Annotated in this window: 18 protein-coding genes; 7 read left to right on the forward strand and 11 right to left on the reverse strand. The window is 72.1% G+C overall.

Annotated elements, in window-relative coordinates; all coding sequences use genetic code 11:
* Positions 1–41 precede the first annotated feature (41 nt).
* The gene (locus AB0M99_RS04245; protein ID WP_365917109.1) at positions 42–629 is read left to right on the forward strand and encodes a TetR/AcrR family transcriptional regulator; all 588 of its coding nucleotides are present in this window, start codon (positions 42–44) and stop codon (positions 627–629) included.
* A 1-nt stretch (position 630) separates the two neighbouring features.
* Here the strand turns inward: AB0M99_RS04245 and AB0M99_RS04250 are convergent, their stop codons facing one another.
* Together AB0M99_RS04250 and AB0M99_RS04255 are read right to left on the reverse strand one after the other, a co-directional pair.
* Positions 631–1,599 carry a hypothetical protein gene (locus AB0M99_RS04250; protein WP_365917110.1) on the reverse strand — a complete coding sequence of 323 codons (969 nt, stop codon included), beginning with the start codon at positions 1,597–1,599 and terminating at the stop codon, positions 631–633.
* A gap of 21 nt (positions 1,600–1,620) precedes the next feature.
* A complete protein-coding gene (locus tag AB0M99_RS04255; protein ID WP_365917111.1) occupies positions 1,621–1,992 on the reverse strand; it encodes a hypothetical protein in 372 nt (123 codons plus the stop codon).
* A gap of 194 nt (positions 1,993–2,186) precedes the next feature.
* On the opposite strand from AB0M99_RS04255, the gene AB0M99_RS04260 reads away from it, so the two are divergent.
* Positions 2,187–2,375, forward strand: a complete 189-nt coding sequence (locus AB0M99_RS04260) for a hypothetical protein (RefSeq protein ID WP_365917112.1) — start codon at positions 2,187–2,189, stop codon at positions 2,373–2,375.
* Between the two features lie 142 nt (positions 2,376–2,517).
* Complete coding sequence (locus tag AB0M99_RS04265; RefSeq protein ID WP_365917113.1) at positions 2,518–4,818, forward strand: family 20 glycosylhydrolase; 2,301 nt, start codon at positions 2,518–2,520, stop codon at positions 4,816–4,818.
* 15 nt (positions 4,819–4,833) lie between these two features.
* Here AB0M99_RS04265 and AB0M99_RS04270 read toward each other — a convergent pair whose 3' ends face one another.
* From AB0M99_RS04270 to AB0M99_RS04280, 3 genes are all read right to left on the reverse strand, one after another.
* Entirely contained in the window at positions 4,834–5,805 is a 972-nt protein-coding gene (locus AB0M99_RS04270; RefSeq protein WP_365917114.1) for an MASE1 domain-containing protein, read from the reverse strand.
* 47 nt (positions 5,806–5,852) lie between these two features.
* On the reverse strand, positions 5,853–6,704 hold the full coding sequence (locus AB0M99_RS04275) for a PP2C family protein-serine/threonine phosphatase (protein WP_365917115.1): 852 nt from the start codon (positions 6,702–6,704) through the stop codon (positions 5,853–5,855).
* Between the two features lie 96 nt (positions 6,705–6,800).
* A complete protein-coding gene (locus AB0M99_RS04280; protein WP_365917116.1) occupies positions 6,801–7,070 on the reverse strand; it encodes a DUF6225 family protein in 270 nt (89 codons plus the stop codon).
* Between the two features lie 159 nt (positions 7,071–7,229).
* Between AB0M99_RS04280 and bla the strand changes: the two genes are divergently transcribed.
* Positions 7,230–8,144 (forward strand): class A beta-lactamase, encoded by a 915-nt coding sequence (bla, locus tag AB0M99_RS04285; protein ID WP_365917117.1) that lies wholly within the window; start codon positions 7,230–7,232, stop codon positions 8,142–8,144.
* 19 nt (positions 8,145–8,163) lie between these two features.
* On the opposite strand, the gene AB0M99_RS04290 is transcribed toward bla, so the two are convergent.
* From AB0M99_RS04290 to AB0M99_RS04310, 5 genes are all read right to left on the reverse strand, one after another.
* On the reverse strand, positions 8,164–8,982 hold the full coding sequence (locus tag AB0M99_RS04290; RefSeq protein WP_365917118.1) for an amino acid ABC transporter ATP-binding protein: 819 nt from the start codon (positions 8,980–8,982) through the stop codon (positions 8,164–8,166).
* Positions 8,983–8,989: 7 nt separating this feature from the next.
* Positions 8,990–9,790: an amino acid ABC transporter permease gene (locus AB0M99_RS04295; RefSeq protein WP_365917119.1), complete on the reverse strand. Its 801-nt coding sequence runs from the start codon at positions 9,788–9,790 to the stop codon at positions 8,990–8,992.
* Positions 9,787–10,590: an ABC transporter substrate-binding protein gene (locus AB0M99_RS04300; RefSeq protein ID WP_365917162.1), complete on the reverse strand. Its 804-nt coding sequence runs from the start codon at positions 10,588–10,590 to the stop codon at positions 9,787–9,789. The genes AB0M99_RS04295 and AB0M99_RS04300 overlap by 4 nt, the downstream gene beginning before the upstream one ends.
* Positions 10,591–10,759: 169 nt before the next feature.
* Positions 10,760–11,350 carry a hypothetical protein gene (locus tag AB0M99_RS04305; protein WP_365917120.1) on the reverse strand — a complete coding sequence of 197 codons (591 nt, stop codon included), beginning with the start codon at positions 11,348–11,350 and terminating at the stop codon, positions 10,760–10,762.
* A 425-nt stretch (positions 11,351–11,775) separates the two neighbouring features.
* Entirely contained in the window at positions 11,776–11,979 is a 204-nt protein-coding gene (locus tag AB0M99_RS04310; protein WP_150521945.1) for a cold-shock protein, read from the reverse strand.
* A gap of 335 nt (positions 11,980–12,314) precedes the next feature.
* On the opposite strand from AB0M99_RS04310, the gene AB0M99_RS04315 reads away from it, so the two are divergent.
* The 3 genes from AB0M99_RS04315 (at position 12,315) to AB0M99_RS04325 (ending at position 16,340) form a co-directional block, all read left to right on the forward strand.
* A complete protein-coding gene (locus AB0M99_RS04315; protein ID WP_365917121.1) occupies positions 12,315–14,423 on the forward strand; it encodes a SpoIIE family protein phosphatase in 2,109 nt (702 codons plus the stop codon).
* A gap of 59 nt (positions 14,424–14,482) precedes the next feature.
* Complete coding sequence (locus AB0M99_RS04320; RefSeq protein WP_365917122.1) at positions 14,483–14,857, forward strand: hypothetical protein; 375 nt, start codon at positions 14,483–14,485, stop codon at positions 14,855–14,857.
* Between the two features lie 118 nt (positions 14,858–14,975).
* Entirely contained in the window at positions 14,976–16,340 is a 1,365-nt protein-coding gene (locus AB0M99_RS04325; RefSeq protein WP_365917123.1) for an NAD(P)/FAD-dependent oxidoreductase, read from the forward strand.
* A gap of 12 nt (positions 16,341–16,352) precedes the next feature.
* On the opposite strand, the gene AB0M99_RS04330 is transcribed toward AB0M99_RS04325, so the two are convergent.
* Complete coding sequence (locus AB0M99_RS04330; protein WP_365917124.1) at positions 16,353–17,621, reverse strand: pyroglutamyl peptidase; 1,269 nt, start codon at positions 17,619–17,621, stop codon at positions 16,353–16,355.
* Positions 17,622–17,722: the final 101 nt, after the last annotated feature.

Here is a 17,722-nt window from a genome sequence, read left to right on the forward strand (position 1 = left end):
GCAGGTACTTGATAGATCGATCTAGTGAGAGACTAGCCCACATGAGAGTCACCGGCGATACGAGAGCGCGGATCGTGACGGCCGCCACGGAGCTGTTCCGGCGGCAGGGCTACGCCGCCACGGGCATGAAGCAGATCGTCACGACGGCCGGGGCGCCGTACGGCTCGGCGTACCACTTCTTCCCCGGCGGCAAGGCACAGCTGGGCGAGGAGGTCGTCCGCACCTCGGGCGCCGCCCATCTGGAGCTCATCGGGCAGCTCTTCCCGGACCCGGGTGCCGATCCGGCGCGCGCGACCGCCGCGGCGTTCGAGGGGGCCGCCGAGACGCTCCGGGAGCTGGAGTTCGCCGACCCGTGTCCGGTCGCCACGGTGGCCCTGGAGGTCGCCAGTACGCACGAGGGGCTGCGCCTCGCCACGGCGGAGGTCTTCGGCACCTGGACCGAGGCACTGGCCGCCTTCTACGCGGGTGCGGGCATGGCTCCGGAGACGGCCCGGGCCACCGCGAGTTCGGTGATCGCACTGCTGGAGGGCGCCTTCATGCTGGGCCGCGCGGCGCACGACACTACCCCCGTGCGCGCCGCCGCCCGCGCCGCGTCGGCCATCGTCCGCGACGCGCTGACGGCCGGCTGAATCAGGGGCCCGACCGGGCCGCCGCCCCTTCGGACAGTGCGTCGCGGGCCGCGTCGATGCCGTGGATCAGGTCCAAGTGGTAGGCCTCGTGCGCGGCGAAGTCCCGGGCCATGTCGACGTACACGCCGTCGGGGAGCGTGGACTCGGCGGCGGAGAGGTCACTGCTCAGCGTCCTCAGCTGCACGATCACCCGCTCTGCGTCGAAGGCGCAGCGGCTCAGCGCTTCGGCCAGTGCGGAGCCCTCGCCGCGCCGGGGGGAGAGCGCCTGCAGGGCCAGGTCCAGGGACCGCCGCCGGAACTCGCCCAGTGCCAGGGCCAGGTCGATGCCGTCGTGGGCGATCTCGTTCGTGTGGGGGTCGTCGCGTTCCAGGCTCGACGCCAGGTGGTGCGCCCGGCGTACGGCGTCGGAGCGGGTCACGGCACCGAACAGCGGCGCGGCGCCCGCGAGGTCCCGGGCCAGGGCGCGGGCGAACGCGCGGGCGTCGACCGCCGTGAAGTCGCAGGCGGAGTTCGGGAAGCCGGACCGTTCGGCGTCGCGCCGGAAGCGGTCCGTGTGGAAGGCGAACAGCGCACCGAGGCGGACGGCCGCCAGCTCCGCCACGGGAAAGCGCGCCCGCTCCACCATGCGGTACGGGATGCCGCGCGCGGCCAGGCCGGCGGCGTAGGCCCGTAGCCCCGAACCCGGCGCGCCGACCTCGCCGGGGCGCGGGGCGGCCGGTTCGGGAGCACCGTACGGCGGCACCGGGAGCCGGGAGCCGATGGCACCGCTCAGCCGGGCGAGGCCCGCTTCCAGGTCCAGCACGGGTTCCAGCGCGGCTGCCAACTCGGCCCGGAGGGCACCGAGTCGGGCATCCAACGCGTCGGGCGGGGCCGCCCCGAGCAACTCGCCGGCGTCGCGCAGGGTCCGGTGGACCTCGTGTGCGGGCAGGGTCAGTTCGTAGCCGATCTCGCCCGGGGGTACGGACTCCATCGCCAGGGCGAGCACCCGCCGTTACCGCGGGTCGAGTCCGGCCAGTGGAGCGAGCGCGGCGGCGACCCTGGCCGGCACGGATCCGCACGCGCCGCTCGCGTTCCGCCACGAGTTCAGCAAGGGGCTCTCCGGCACGGCACGCCCCCGCGAGCCGCCGGCGGCGGCCCGGTACGTCCACGTCCGCAGGTCCGGGACACGTCCCGTCCAGCAGCGGGCGGCGGCCATCGCGTCCTGGGCGGCGGAGGCGGCGTCCGCCGGCCCTGCGCCCCTCACGCACAGGAACGCGACCAGTGGAGCGGCCCGCGCCCGGTAGAAGCCCGCGAACTCCGCACTCGCATTCGAACCCGGCCCCGTACCCGGACCCCGCCCCGTCGCCTCCGGCATCGCCCCCACCGACCTCTCCCATCGCCAACACCCCGACCGGACAACGGATGCGGCTCACGGTAGCCCCCTTCGACCCTCGGCACGACGGAGCGGCCCCATGGGCCGCGGGCCCGGCCCGCCGGATATCCGGGTGCACCGACGAGCCTCCGCGGGTAGCTTCCGGGACCGGAGGACATACCGACCAAGAGGGGGGACCAGGACGCGTGAGCAGACGACGATACGTCGCCAGGGGCGTGCCGGGCGGCTATCGAATATGGGACAACCGGGGGCGCAAATGGTGGGGCGACCTCTACGAACTGTGCCCGGACGACCTGCTGGTCGAGCTCAACGGCGCGGCCGACCAGCAGAAGATCATCGCCCTCCTGCGGCGGTACCGGGCCCTGAAACGCTGAAGGTCCGGCGTACTGCACACCGCTGCACTCCTGCGCAATGATGCGTGCTTCGGCCTGGTTTCGAGCATCTATTGACATGCGCTCGGTGCTGCGCTGCACTTGTGCCCCCCTTAGCCCCCCACTCACGACTCGGGGACACTCCATGCGCCTGCTGAGATTCCTGATCGCCACCGCCTGCGCGGTGTCCGCGCTCGCCTTACCCGCCGTCACCCCGGCCGAAGCGGCCGCCGGCCCGCCGCAGACCGTTCCGGCGCTGCGCCAATGGACCGCCGGCTCCGGCACGTACACCTTCACCGACACGAGCCGTATCGTCGTCGACCCCGCCCACGCCGCCCAGCTCGGCGACGAGGCCGCCACGTTCGCCGAGGACCTGGGCGCACTGGCCGGCCGCAGCGTGGCCGTCGTCACCGGAAGCGCCGCGGCCGGCGACATCGGACTCGGGCTCGGCGAGACGACCCTGCCCGCCGAGGGCTACCGGATGACCGTCGCGGGATCCCTCACCGTCCGGGCGGGCACCGACGCCGGCGCCTTCTACGGCACCCGCAGCGTCCTGCAACTGCTCCGCCAGTCCGCCTCGGTGCCGGCCGGCACGGCCGTCGACTGGCCCACCAAGTCCGAGCGCGGGCTCATGGTCGACCAGGGGCGGAAGATCTTCACCGTCGACTGGCTCAAGCAGCACATCAAGGAGCTGGCCTACCTCAAGCTCAACTACTTCCACTTCCACCTGTCGGACACGTACGGCTTCCGCCTGGAGAGCTCCACCCACCCGGAGATCGTCTCCACCGACCACTACTCCAAGCAGGACATCGCCGACCTCGTCGCGCTCGGCAACAAATACCACGTCACCATCGTCCCGGAGATCGACACCCCCGGGCACATGAACGCGGTCCTGGCCGCGCACCCCGAGCTCAAGCTCAAGAGCAGTTCGGGCACGGTCAGCCCCGACTTCATCGACCTCTCGCTGCCCGCCTCGTACGCGCTGATCAAGGACCTGGTCAACGAGTACCTGCCGCTGTTCCCGGCCCCGTACTGGCACATCGGCGCGGACGAGTACGTCACCGACTACGGCAAGTACCCGCAGCTGCTCAGCTACGCCCGCTCCCACTACGGGGCGAACGCGACCGCCAAGGACACCTACTACGGGTTCGTCAACTGGGCGGACGACCTGGTCCGGGCGGGTGGCAAGACCACCCGGATGTGGAACGACGGCATCAAGTCCGGTGACGGGACGGTCAAACCGAACGCCGGCATCCTCGTCGAGTACTGGTACAGCTACGGGCTCACGCCCCAGCAGCTGGCCGACGCCGGCCACATCGTCGCCAACGAGTCCTGGACGCCGACCTATTACGTGCTCGGCGGCGCGAAGCCCGACACCAAGTGGATGTACGAGACCTGGACCCCGGACCGCTTCGAGGGCGGCAGCACCCTGTCCGACCCGGCGAAGAACCCCGGCTCGCTGATCCACGTCTGGTGCGACAATCCGAACGCCGAGACCGAGACGCAGATCGCGGCCGGCATCATGTACCCGCTGCGCGCACTGGCCCAACAGACCTGGGGCTCGCCGAAGTTGACTTCGACGTACGCCGCCTTCACCCCGATCGCGGCGGCCATCGGCCACAACCCCGCCTGGCCCGGCCTCTCGCAGCCCGGCAACCTGGCCCTGGGCCGTCCGACCACCGCCTCCAGCACCGAGACGGCGAACTTCCCCGCGGCTTCGGCCACCGACGGCGACCCCGGCACCCGGTGGTCCAGCGCCTACAGCGACCCGCAGTGGCTCCAGGTCGACCTCGGCTCCGTCCAGAGCGTCAACCGGGTGGTGCTGCGCTGGGAGGCGGCGTACGGCAAGGCCTTCCAGATCCAGCTCTCGGACGACGCCACCACTTGGCGCACCGTCCACTCCGCCACGGCCGGCACCGGCGGGGTCCAGGACCTGACCGGCCTGACCGGATCGGGCCGCTTCATCCGCGTGTACGGCACCCAGCGCGGCACCTCGTACGGCTACTCGCTGTACGAATTCGAGGTGTACGGCGGCCCGTTGAGCGGGGTCCGGACGCTCACAGCGGCCGGCAGGGCGCTCGACGACCCCGCGAGCTCCAGCATCCCCGGCACCCAGCTGATCACCTGGACACCGCACGGCGGGCCCAACCAGCAGTGGCAGCTGATCCCGGGCAGCGACGGCAGCCACACCATGGTCAACGGCTCCTCCAAGCTCTGCGCGGACGTCTCCGGCGGTTCGACCGCCGCGGGCGCGGCCGTGGTCCAGAGCACGTGCACGGGCAGTGACAGCCAGCGCTGGAAGATCACGCCGGTGGGCGCCGGCGGCTACTCGGTGGCGAACAAGAAGAGCACGCTCCTGTTGACCACGGCGTCCGGCGCGGACGGGGCCCTGGTCACCCAGCAGCCGGCCAACGGCTCGACGTACCAGCAGTGGCGCATCGCCTGACCTCTCGCGTGGCCGTCACTCCCCCGGTGGCGGCCAACGGGAAGCCGGTTTCCCGGAGGAGAGCTGGTCGACGACCTCGGCCAGGTCCAGGCAGGCCTGCTCGATCCTCAGCCGGATGGAGTTCTGCTCGGTGACGAGCGCCGACAGCAGCAGGGAGGTCAGGGCAGCGCTGCCGTTGAGCGCCTGGAGGTTGGCCATGCCCTCGACCAGGGTGTGGTCGACGAAGGGTCCGCGCTGGTCGATCGCCGCCGAGTTCGCCAGCACGGACACGAGCAGCATGCACGGAGCGCTCCCCGCCGTCTGGAAGCGCAGGGCGGCCCAGATGAGGAGCGGGAAGACGAGGAAGAGGAGCGCCAGCTCGCTCCTGGTGGCCAGCAGGGTGATCGCGACGGCCGAGACGAGCAGTAGGGCCGCCTCCGCCCACCGGTAGACGTCGTCGGACAGGCGGGCCCCGCGCAGGACCAGGAGCAGCGGCGTGATCACGAGCACGCCCATGGCGTCACCGGCCCACCACGTCCACCACACGGTCCAGAATCCGCCCCCCGGCAGGCTGCCGGTCAGTTCCAGCAGCCAGGCCCCGACGGTGGCGCTGATCAGCATCGGCAGCAGGCCGCCCAGGAAGACCAGCGCCAGGCCGTCCCGGAGCCGGTCGAGCGCCGTGCGGAAGCCGACAGCGCGGAGCATGAGGCAGGCGCACACGGGGGCCAGCGTGTTGCCCGCGACGATCCCGAGACCGACGGGATCCATCGGGCTGATCGACTGGATGACGAGGAAGGCACCGATCGCGACCCCCGGCCAGACGCGGAGCCCCAGCCAGAGCAGGCAGGCGACGGCGATGCCGCTGGGCGGCCACAGGGGTGTGACGACGGCGCCGTCGAGCACGACCTGCTGGAGCAGTCCGATCCGTCCGCCCGCGAAGTAGGCGGCGGCGACGGCAAGGATCCAAAGCCCTGTGAGGCACGGACGTCGGAAGCCCTCGGTGCGCATGACCTCATCAGACGACAGCCGCGCCCGCCGCGCGTACGTGACACGCGCTACGCCGCACTCCGCGTCACCCGTGGTGGACCCGGAAACGCCTCGTGGCGCAGGACGAGGACCGCGGCGTCGTCCTCGTGGCCGGTGGAGTCGGCGACCTTCATCACCTCGGCGGCGAGGTCCCCCGGGTCGGCGGCCGCCCCCGCCCGGACCGCCTCGGCCACGCGCTCCAGACCGGCTTCGATCGGGAACCTCGGGCCTTCGACCACCCCGTCGGTGACCAGGATGAACGAGCCCTCGGCCGTCAGCCTGCGCCTGGTCACGGGGTACCGCGAGCCCGGAAGCATGCCGAGCGGCAGGCCTCCCTCGTCCTCCACCACGCCGTACTGGCCGTCGGTCGTGGCCCACACCCCCGGTACGTGGCCGGCGCGGGCGCTCTGGATCTCCCAGGCCTCGGGGTCGAACCGGACGAAGGTGCAGGTCGCGAAGAGGTCGCAGTCCACGGAGAGAAGGAGGTCGTTGGCCCGGCTGAGCACCTCGCCCGGGTCGGCGGCGGCCGCGGCGACCGCCCGCACGGCGATCCGTACCTGCCCCATGAAGGCGGCTGCCTCCACGTCGTGCCCCTCCACGTCGCCTATGGAGAAGCCCAGGGCCCCCTCGGGCAGCTGGAAGCCGTCGTACCAGTCGCCGCCGATGCTCAGGCCGTGCCGGGCGGGCGCGTACCGGGCCGCCGTACGCAGCCCGGGGAGGGCCGGCAGCGTTTTGGGCAGGATCTCGCGCTGCAGTGCCTCGGCCAGCTCGACCCGGGCCTGCTGGAGCTCGGCCCCTTCCCGGGCCTGGGCGGTGAGCCGCCCGAGCCTGGTCAGCAAATCGTCCGCGGTCGCCGACCGCGCGGACCTGTGGGGGGTCATGGACGGCTCCGGGGTACTGCCGCTGCTGGGCTCTGGCGCACACGCACGCCCAGTGTATTCCGGCTGGCCGGTGATCACATCAGGAGCGCGGTGCGGTCAGTCCAGGTCGAGGTAGTACGCACCCGCCTTGGCGTCGGCGAAGAGCGTGAACTGGACCTCGGGTCCGCCGTGGGCGGCTTCCTCGTCGGAGGGGTCCAGCTCCACCGGTTCCGCGTTGACCAGGACGAACTCTCCGTACCCGGCGAAGTCGCCGGGCCCGTCCGCGACGCCGATGTGGATCGGGGTCTCGTCGGGGAGACCGGAGAGGGCGTCGCGCAGTTTCGCCGCGGTCCACACCTCGGGGGTGTGCTCGAACGTGTCAGCCATGAGCCGAGGCTAGAGCGCCCGGACGGCTACCGGACCGCGCCGCGCCGAATCGAGCCAAATGATGCCAGAGCGAACCAAAGGTGCCGGCGGTGCGTCCTGATCTCTATACGGACCTCAGCAGGCCGACAGTTGAAGACCATCAGAAGGGGAGAGCGCATCGTGGAGACCTCAGGAGCCCGACCGTCCCGACGAGCCGTACTGGCGGCCGGAGCCGGAGCGGCACTGACCGGGATGTCCCTGGGCGGTACGGCGTACGCGGCGCCGGCGCGGCAGGAGGGGATCCTGCGCGAGCTGCGCGCGCTGGAGGGGGAGCACGCCGCCCGGCTGGGCGTGTACGCCCGCAACACGGCCACCGGGCGCACCGTGCGGTACCGGGCGGACGAGCTCTTTCCGATGTGCTCGCTCTTCAAGACCCTCGCGGTCGCCGCGGTCCTGCGCGACAAGGACCGGGACGGGGAGTTCCTGGCCAAGCGGATCCACTACACGCAGCAGGAGGTGACGGATTCCGGGTACGGCCCGGTCACCGGGCTGCCCGAGAACCTGGCCGCCGGCATGACCGTCGGGGAGCTGTGCGCCGCCACGATCTGCCAGAGCGACAACGCGGCCGGGAACCTGCTGCTCCGCGAGCTGGGCGGGCCCGGTGCGATCACCGGCTTCTGCCGTTCGGTGGGGGACGGGGTCACGCGGCTCGACCGCTGGGAGCCCGCGCTGAACTCCGCGGAGCCGGACCGGGTGACGGACACCACCAGCCCGCACGCCATCGGCCGGACGTACGAGCGCCTCGCTCTCGGCGGTGCGCTCGCACCCGGGGACCGGGCGCTGCTGCGGGGCTGGCTGCTGGCCAACACGACCAGTAAGGAGCGCTTCCGCAAGGGCCTGCCGGCCGATTGGGTCCTGGCGGACAAGACCGGTGGCGGCAAGTACGGGACGAACAACGACACGGGCATCACCTGGCCGCCCGGCCGGGCGCCGATCGTCATGGCCGTCCTGACGACCAAGCACCTGCCCGACGCCGCCGCGGACAACCCGCTGGTCGCGAAGACCGCCGCCCTGCTGGCCGCGGCGCTCGCCTGACGGGAGTCCGCCCGGGGCCTCAGGCTCCGGGCGGGCCGTCTGCGACGGGCGGCGGGGCGGCCGCCGGGTCCAGGATGCGGTTGAGGAAGTTCCTCGTCCGCTCGTGGCTCGGACGGCCGACCACCTGCGCCGCGGGCCCCTGCTCGACGATCACTCCCCCGTCCATGAACACGACCCGGTCCGCGACCTCGCGGGCGAAGCTCATTTCGTGGGTGACCACCATCATCGTCATCCCCTCGCCGGCCAGCACCCGCATCACCGACAGCACCTCGCCGACGAGTTCGGGGTCGAGCGCGGAGGTCGGCTCGTCGAAGAGCATCACCTCCGGGTCCATGGACAGGGCCCGGGCGATCGCCACCCGCTGCTGCTGGCCGCCGGAGAGCTGCGCCGGATACGCCTGCGCCTTGTCGACGAGGCCCACGCGCGCGAGGTTGTGCCGGGCGACCTCGGCGGCCCGGGTCTTGTCCCTGCCCAGCACCCGCCGCTGCGGGAGGGTGAGGTTCTCGGTGACGTTCACGTGCGGGAACAGGTTGAACTGCTGGAAGACCATGCCGATGCGGCGGCGTACGGCGTCGATGTCGACGTCGAGGTCGGTGACCTCCGTACCGCCGACGAAGACCCGGCCCTCGCTGGGTTCCTCCAGCAGGTTCACACAGCGCAGCAGCGTCGATTTGCCCGAGCCGGAGGGCCCGATGACGCACACCACCTCGCCGCGGGCGATGTCGAGGTCGATGCCCCGCAGGACGTGGTTGTCCCCGAAGGACTTGTGCAGGCCCCGGATCTCGATCTCCGGGCGGTCGGCGGCCGCCGTCTCCGGCGGCCTCGTCTTCTGTGACATCTCGTCCTCACGTGGCCTTGTCCGCGCGGGCCTCTAGACGGCGCACCACGAAGCTCAGGGGCACGGTCACGAGGAGGTAGCACAGGCCCGCGACGAGGATCGGGGTGGAGTTGGCGGTCTGGCTGGCGAGGTCCCGGCCGAACTTCGTCAGTTCCCGCTCCTCCAGCGTCACGCCCAGGAAGAGCACCAGGGAGGAGTCCTTGAACAGCAGGACCAGTTCGTTGGTGAGCGGTGGGATGACGATGCGGAACGCCTGCGGGATGATCACCGATACCATGGCGCGGCCGTGCGAGAAGCCCAGCGAACGCGCGCCCTCCATCTGGCCCTTGGGGACGGCCTGGATGCCGGCCCGAATCGTTTCAGCCATGTACGCGGCGGCGACCAGGCCGAGGCCGAGCGCGACCTTTCCGTACGTGCCGCCGGGGATCTCCGTACCGGGGAACGCGAGCGGCACGGCCACGCCCACGAAGATGAAGATGAGCAGGGCGGGCAGGCCCCGGAACAGTTCGATGTAGATGCCGGCGACCCACCGGTAGGGGGCCACCGACGACAGCCGCATCATGGCGATGACCAGGCCCAGCACAAGGCCGAAGACGAACCCCGAGAGCGTGTACACGACGGTGTTGCGCAGGGCGAGGGTGATGATCTCCGGGAAGAGCCGCAGGGCCAGGTCCTTCTGCGCGAACTGGTTCTGCAGCCGGTCCCAGTCGGCGAGGACGCCCAGTACGACCAGCGCGGCCGCGAAGACCGCGTACTGGACGCCCTGCCAGACACGGCGCCGCTGCCGCCGGGTCAGCCGAGAGGTCACGAGGCGGCCTGGGGCAGCGGGCCGATCCACTGCTCGTAGATCTTCTTGTAGGTGCCGTCGGCCTTGGCGTCGGTGATCGCCTTGTCGATCGCGGCGCGCAGGGCGGTGTTGCCCTTCTTCACCGAGAAGCCGTACTGCTCACCGGTGTCGATGCTCTGCCCGAGGGCGAATTCACCGGCGTTCTTCTGGTCCTTGAGCCAGCCCTGGACGACGGGGTAGTCGATGACGACCGCGTCGACCTGCCCGGTGCGCAGACCGTTGAGGACGGCGTCCGAGCTCTCGAAGGCGACGGGGTTGAAGCCCTGGGCCTTGGCGTAGCTCTCGCCGGTGGTCTCGGCCTGGGCGCCGAGCTTCTTGTTCTTCGCCTTGACGTCGGCGAGCGAGGTGATGCCGCTCTTCTTGGTCGCGAGGAGCGCCTGGGTCGCGTCGAAGTAGGGGATGGAGAAGTCGACGTTCTTCTTGCGCTCGTCGGTGATCGTCATGCCGGCCGCGGCGAGGTCGCACTCGCCGGAGTTCAGGAAGGCTCCGGTCTTGAAGTTCTCGAAGGGCGTGTCGAGGATCTTCTGCTCGACCTTGAGGTTCTTCGCGACCAGGTCGATCAGGGCCACGTCGAAGCCGACGACCTTGCCGTCCTGCTCGAACTGGAAGGGCGGGTAGGGCAGATGGGTGCAGGTGGTCAGCTTGCCCTTCTCCACGACGGGCACGCCGCCGGCCGCCTCCCCCTTCCCGGCGCCGCCGGACGAACAGCCGGCAGCGAGGAACACCCCCGCGGCGGCCGCGGCACCGGCCGCGGCGCGGATGCGGGAGCGGCCGCGGAGGGTGCTGCGGTGACTGCGGTGTCCTTCGGCCGTCCTGAACACGGGTGACCTCCACTGGGGCAGGATGGGCGGCGGTCGCAGGACGTGACCGTCCGCCGAGATCGTAAGCCACCGGGTGCGCCGGGTGAGGGAACGTTGGCCATGCGGCGTCTCAATTGGCCGGTCCGCACCGTCGCCGGTAGTAGGAATAGGTCAGGGCGAGCACCAGCGGGCCCCACAGGGCGAACAGACCGCTCACCGTCGCGGCCAGCGCGCGCCACCAGCCGTTGGTGTACCCGACGTCCGAGAACCCGGCGATGCCGAGGATGCAGAGCACCCAGTCGACGGTCAGCAGGGTGAGGGCGAGCCCGGCGACGGTCGCGGGCACGATCACGACGGACGGCGCGATGCGCCGGCCGCCGAACACCGGGACGGCGTCGGGCACTACCTCGCCCCACCGCCTCACCAGGCCGGAGCAGAGCAGTGCGAACGCCTCGGACAGCAGGCTCAGGGTGAGGACGTAGGGCACCGTCAGCCAGAGCGGCTGCTGGGCGCGGGGGACGTCCATCCCCATGAGGAAGCCGAATCCGACGGGCAGCCGCCACAGGCACACCGGCAGGCCTATCAGGGGGATGAGGCGGGCGACCGTCACGGCCCAGCGCGGGACGGGGCGCTCGGTCGCCGTCCCTGCCGTTGCCGTGTTCGTCGCCGTGCTCATCGCCGTGCTCATCGTCTTCGCCTGGTGCGTCTCGTTGATCGCCATGCGACAAGCCTGTCCGGCTGCCCGCGGCCGGGGATCATGCACGGGCGTGATCCGTATCCCCCGCTCGGGGGATACGGGTTTCCCGCGAGTCGTCCGGCTCGTTGGGCTCCGTATGGAGAAGACAGGAAACGTTTCTGCCGACGCCGCACCGGACCCGGCGGCATCGAGTCCGCCGCAGGAGGCGTCCGACTCGCCGATCTACGACGCCCTCGCGCGGCAGTGGGTCCAGCAGGGGCGGGAGCCTCCCAGAGCCCCCGGACAGCCGTCAGTCCCGGCGGAAGACCTCTTCCACCGGGACTGAGTCAGCACTGGGGCCGGGGCACGCGGCCCCGGCCCGGACCGGCCGCCGCGGGCCGCGCCTCACCCGAGTCGGGCGAGGAAACGGTTCTGCGCCCGTCGTGCGGACGCGGCGGGCCGGCCTGGGGTCACGCGGGGGTGATGTTCTCCGCCTGCGGGCCCTTCTGGCCCTGCGTGATGTCGAACGTCACGGCCTGGCCCTCCTGGAGCTCGCGGTACCCGGTGGCGTTGATCGCCGAGTAGTGCGCGAACACATCCGGGCCGCCGCCGTCCTGGGCGATGAAGCCGAAGCCCTTCTCCGCGTTGAACCACTTCACAGTTCCCGTAGCCATGTTCATGCCTTCCAGTCGATGAAAGCCCCCAGCACTGCGCGGGAGGCAGAGGTGATCGCCTTGGTCCAACGGCACAACACAGCAAGACTGCCCGCACCGAGAAGACGCGGGCAGAAGGCACTTCGAACCACGACAGCTACCGTCACGCTACACGGACGACACGCACCGTCACCAGAGGAAAAGATCACCCAAACCGTCGCGCATTTTCGGCCGGGGCACGCTCCGGGGCCGCTCCGCGGCGCTCTCCGGCGGTGCTCGGGCGTCCGGGGGCCGTGGGGGGCGTACGGAGGGACGATGGGAGGTGGCCCGCGACCCGGCCGGAAGGGAGCTCGGCGATGGATGCGTCCGATACGCACGGCAGGCCGCCCGACGCCGGGCCCGCCGGGCCCCTCCAGGCCGGGGTGTCCCCGCCGAGCGGGCTGCTCGACGTACTGAACGTGGCAGCCGTCGTACTCGACGCGAAGGGCCGCATCGCCCTGTGGAGCCCCCAGGCCGAGCAGCTCTTCGGCTGGACGGCCAGGGAAGCGCTCGGCCGGCCCGCCGCCAAGCTGCTCGCGGCCAAGGAGCACCTGGGGCTCGTGCTGGAACTGTTCGCGCGGGTCATGGGGGGCGCTGGGGACTGGGCCGGCGCCTTCCCGGTGCGGCACAAGGACGGCAGCAGCCACCTGGTGGAGTTCCGCAACATGCGGCTGCTGGACGAGCACGGGGACACATACGCCCTGGGGATCGCGACCGACCGCACCAGGCTGCGGGACCTGGAGCGGGACCTGGCCCTCTCGGCGCGGCTGGTGGCGCAGTCGCCGATCGGGCTCGCCGTACTGGACACGGACCTGCGCTACGTCCTGGTCAATCCGACGCTGGAGCGGATCAACGGGCTGCCCGCGGCCGACCACATCGGGCGCGGAGTGCGCGAGGCCCTGTCCTTCCTCGACGACGCGGGCGCCGTCGAATCGGCGATGCGCCAGGTCCTGGCCACGGGCACGCCGCTGGTCGAGCAGTTCACCGCGGGCCACACCCACGGCGACAAGCACCACGAACACGCCTGGTCGGTGTCGTACTACCGGCTGGAGGACGCCGCCGGGCAGGTCCTGGGCCTGGCCACCTCGGTCGTGGACGTCACCCAGAGCCATCAGGCCGCCAAGGAGATCGCCCGGAGCCGCCGGCGGCTCGCCCTGATCGCCGACGCCACCGTACGGATCGGCACCACCCTCGACCTGGACCTGACCGCCCGCGAGCTGGCCGACGTCGTCGTGCCCGAGCTCGCCGACATCGCCGCGGTCGACATCCTCGACTCCGTCCTCGACGGCCGCCCGAGCCTGAGGTCCTCCGACCACGAGCCGGCCGTGTTCCGGGCCCTCGCGGTCGCGGCCGCCTACCCCAGCGAGGCCGTGCGCGCCGCGGATCCGCCGGGCGACATCGCGCGCTACGAGGCCGACCGGCTGGTCACCCGGTCGGTGACCACGGGCCATCCCGTGCTCGTGGCCCACGTGAAGGCCCACGACATCTCGCGCATCGCCCGGAACGAGGAAGCCGGCGCCATGCTGGCCCGCGCCGGCCTGCGCTCCTACCTGGCCGTGCCGCTCATCGCCCGCGGCGAGGTACTGGGCGCCCTCGACCTCAAACGCACCCGCAACCCGCTGCCGTTCGACGAGGACGACATCATCCTGGCCGGTGAACTCGCCGCCCGGGCGGCGGTCTGCATCGACAACGCCCGCTGGTACCGCAACGCGCACCACACCGCACTCGCCCTCCAGCACCACCTGCTCCCCCACCACCCGCCGCACACCCCGGGCCTCGAAGTCGCCTCCCGCTACCGGCCCGCCGCGGCCACCAGCGAGATCGGCGGCGACTGGTTCGACGCCATCCCCCGCCCGGACGACACGACCGTCCTGGTGGTCGGGGACGTCATGGGCAGCGGCATCAACGCCGCCGCCGGCATGGGACAGCTGCGCACCGCCACCCGTACCCTCGCCGAACTCGGCCTCGACCCGGCCGAGGTGCTCCAGCAGCTCGACCGCGCCACCGCCACGCTGGAGGAGACCATCGCCACCTGCGTGTACGCGGTCTACGACCCGCACTCCGGCGAGTGCCGGATAGCCGTCGCCGGACACCTGCCGCCCGTCCTGATCCGCGCCGGGCAGGCCCCCCGGCTGCTCGACCTGCCCACCGGCACACCGCTCGGCGTGGGCGGCGTACCCTTCGAGTCCACCACGGTGCGGATGGAGCCGGGTGACCAACTGGTCCTCTACACCGACGGGTTGGTCGAAGTGCGCGACCAGTCCATCGACGACCGCCTCGCCGTGCTGCTGGAGCTGCTCGCCGAGGCCGGCCGGCCGCTGGAGGAGACCTGCGACCGGCTGCTGAACTCCCTGCGGCGGGCGGACGACCACGACGACGTCGCCCTGGTCATCGCCCGCGCGAAGGGCCTGCCGCCGCCCCCGTGAGCAGTATGGGCAACGGATACCGGCACGCCGGCCGCACCGACTGAATAGAATCGGGTCCCATGTCGAAGCCTGACGAGCTGCTCGTTGACATCGCCACGACCGTGGAGTCCGAGCGCAGCAATCAGATGTCCCTGACCGTCGTCGTGGGTGGTGCGGTGATCACCGGGCGGCTGGCTCCCGAAGCCGTCTGGAGGCAGCGCGTTTCGGACGTCCTGACGGATTCGGAGCACCTGGGGCCGTTCTCCGGGGTCTTCGCCACGGCCCGGACGGCGGATCGGCCCGACCGGGCCGGGCCTCCCACGCACCTGCACTTCCACGTGGCGCGGATCCTGCAGGGCAGCATCGGGATCCCCGAGACGGGCGGGATGTACCGCGTCGCGATCGAGGACGTCAGCGCCTGGACCATGGGCGACTTCAGCTACTCCGACCACTGAGCCGGGCGGTGCCGGGTTCCGGCCAACTCTCCCGCGGCGGCGCCCCGGGAGGTGCACACCCGTCCCGGACCGGGCAGGCGCAGTACTGACCTGCCGGGCCCGAGAGAGGACGGACACCGTGGTACGACCGAGGATCCTCGTGGTGGGCGCCGGCTTCGCCGGCGTCGAGTGCCTGCGCCGACTGGAACGCAGACTGTCCCCGTCGGAGGCGGAGATCTCCGTGGTCACCCCCGACTCCTACCAGCTGTACCTCCCGCTGCTGCCGCAGGTGGCGTCCGGAGTGCTGACCCCGCAGTCCATAGCCGTCTCGCTGCGCCGCAGCCGGCGGCACCGGACCCGGATCATCCCCGGGGGCGCGATCGGCGTGGACCCCGGAGCCAGGATCTGCATCATCCGCAAGATCACCGGCGAGGTGGTCGAGCAGGCGTACGACCAGCTGGTCCTGGCTCCCGGCAGCGTCACCCGCACCTTCGACATCCCCGGACTCGCCGAGCAGGCGCGGGGCATGAAGACCCTGGCCGAGGCCGCGTACCTGCGCGACCACGTCATCGCCCAGCTCGACCTGGCCGATGCCTGCGAGGACCCGGCGGAGCGCGCCGCCCGGCTGTGCTTCGTCGTGGTCGGCGGCGGTTACGCCGGCACCGAGACGGCTGCCTGCCTCCAGCGGCTGACCCACCACGCGGTGAAGCGCTACCCGCGCCTGGATCCCCGCCAGATCACCTGGCACCTGCTCGACCTGGCACCCAGGCTGATGCCCGAACTCGGCGACGACCTCGGGCGGACGGCCCTGGACATCCTGCGCCGGCGCGGCATCGAGGTGTCCCTCGGCGTGAGCATCGCCAAGGCGGGTCCCCGGGAGGTGACGCTGACCGACGGCCGGGTGCTGCCCAGCCGGACCCTGGTCTGGACGGCCGGGGTGGTCGCGAGCCCGCTGATCGGGACCCTGGACGCGCGGACCGACCACGGCCGGCTGGTGGTGACCCCGGAGATGACCGTGCCCGGCGCACCCGGGGTCTTCGCGCTGGGTGACTCGGCCGCCGTCCCCGACCTCGCCAAGGGCGAGGACGGGGCGCTCTGCCCGCCCACCGCACAGCACGCCATGCGCCAGGGGCGCACGCTCGCCGACAACATCGTCGCCACGCTGCGCCACCAGCCGCTGCGGCCGTACGTGCACAAGGACCTGGGGCTGGTGGTCGACCTCGGCGGCGCGGACGCCGTCTCCAAGCCGCTGGGCATCGCCCTGCGCGGCCTCCCGGCCCAGGCGGTGGCCCGCGGGTACCACTGGTCGGCGCTGCGCACGAACGTGGCCAAGACCCGGGTCATGACGAACTGGCTGATCAACGCGGTGGCCGGGGACGACTTCGTCCGGACCGGCTTCCAGTCCGCGAAGCCGCCCACGCTGCGGGAGTTCGAGCACACGGGTGCGTACCTGACCCCGGCCCAGGTGCGTGCGCACACGGCGGCCCTGCGGGCCACCGGCTGAGGGCGCGGTGCCTCAGCGGGAGTGCCGCAGTACGGCCAGCACCTGCGCCGTGATCGCGTTCTCGTTCCGTTCGAAGTCGGCGCCGGTCAACTGGGCCCGGTCCGCGGGCAGTCCGGTGAGGACGGGGGTGTGCAGGTGACCGCCGGGCAGCTGGGGGCGCAGTTCGAGGCGCAGCCGGTTGGAGCGGTACGCGACCTCGTTGGAGAGGTAGCCGCCGCCCCCGCCCGCCACGGCGCGCGAGCCCGGGGTGGGTCCGTCCTCGCGGTCCACCGGGGCCTGCGCCCCGGCCGGGATCTCGGTGACGGCGGTGTTCAGCCGCACCGGGTACGGGCTCTGGACGGCGGTCATGGTGTCCGTGGGCAGGCTGGTCCGGAGGAACTCCGCGCCCGGTCCGAGTCCCGGCGCGGTGACGGGCCGGTCGTACGTACCGCCGGACAGGGCGCGCGCGTTGTCCGGGTAGGGGTCGGCCGAGCGGGCCCGGCCGGCCCAGGCCTCCAGGGTGAACAGGCCGGGGTAGCCCTGGCTGATGCTGGTGATCATGTCGGCGGCACGCGGACCGGCCGCCAGGCGCGGGCCGTAGGCGCGCTCCACGATGCCGGCGTCGAAGTCGGCGTAGCGGACGGGCAGGACGACCGCCCGGAACTCCGCCACCGTGCCGTCGGCCAGGGTCACGCGGCGGCCGTTGAGCTGGAGGGCGGCGGAGCCCGAGGGGTTGGCCCGGCGCAGTTCGGCGTCCAGTCCGAACGGGTCGAATCCGCTGACGAATATCCGTCGTACGCCGGGCACGGCGCGGAACTCGTTGGCGGTCAGACCGCGGGAGGCGTCCTCGAACCTGCTGCGCAGGGCCTGCCGGTCGACGGCGAACGCCGGCTGCCAGCGGGCGAGCTGGACGGTCATCGCCAGCCTGGCCCAGTACAGCGGCCGGTCGTCCCCGGCGGCCAGGTCGCCGCCGGGGCGCCGGCCCTGGGCGCGGTTCACCGCGGCCTGCCACAGCCCTTCGCCCCACGCGTCGAGGAGCCGCTCGGCCTCGGTGGCGTTCCTGATGCCGCACAGGGCGGCCGGGAAGCGGCGTACGAAGGTGTCGAGTGCGGCCCGCTCCGGGAAGGCGGCGGTCCGCGGGTCCGCGAGGCGGCCCTGCTCCGGGTCGGGCGCCGGTGCGGCGGTGAGGCAGGCGGGTGCGGTGTCCGCGTGTGCGGTGACGGGCGGGAGCAGGGCGGCAACCCCGAGCATGGCGGCGGCGAGGGCCGCACGGCGTAACGGCATCATCATGCGATGTGACATTACATAGAAGGTCAGTTCCTGTCAGGAGCCCCCTCCGGCCACGGCGTGACCGGCGGCCGGACGCCGCCGGCCCGGCCGCATCCGTGGATGCGGCCGGGCCG

It is taken from the genome of Streptomyces sp. NPDC051183 (genome assembly GCF_040682455.1).
Classification (GTDB): Bacteria; Actinomycetota; Actinomycetes; order Streptomycetales; family Streptomycetaceae; genus Streptomyces.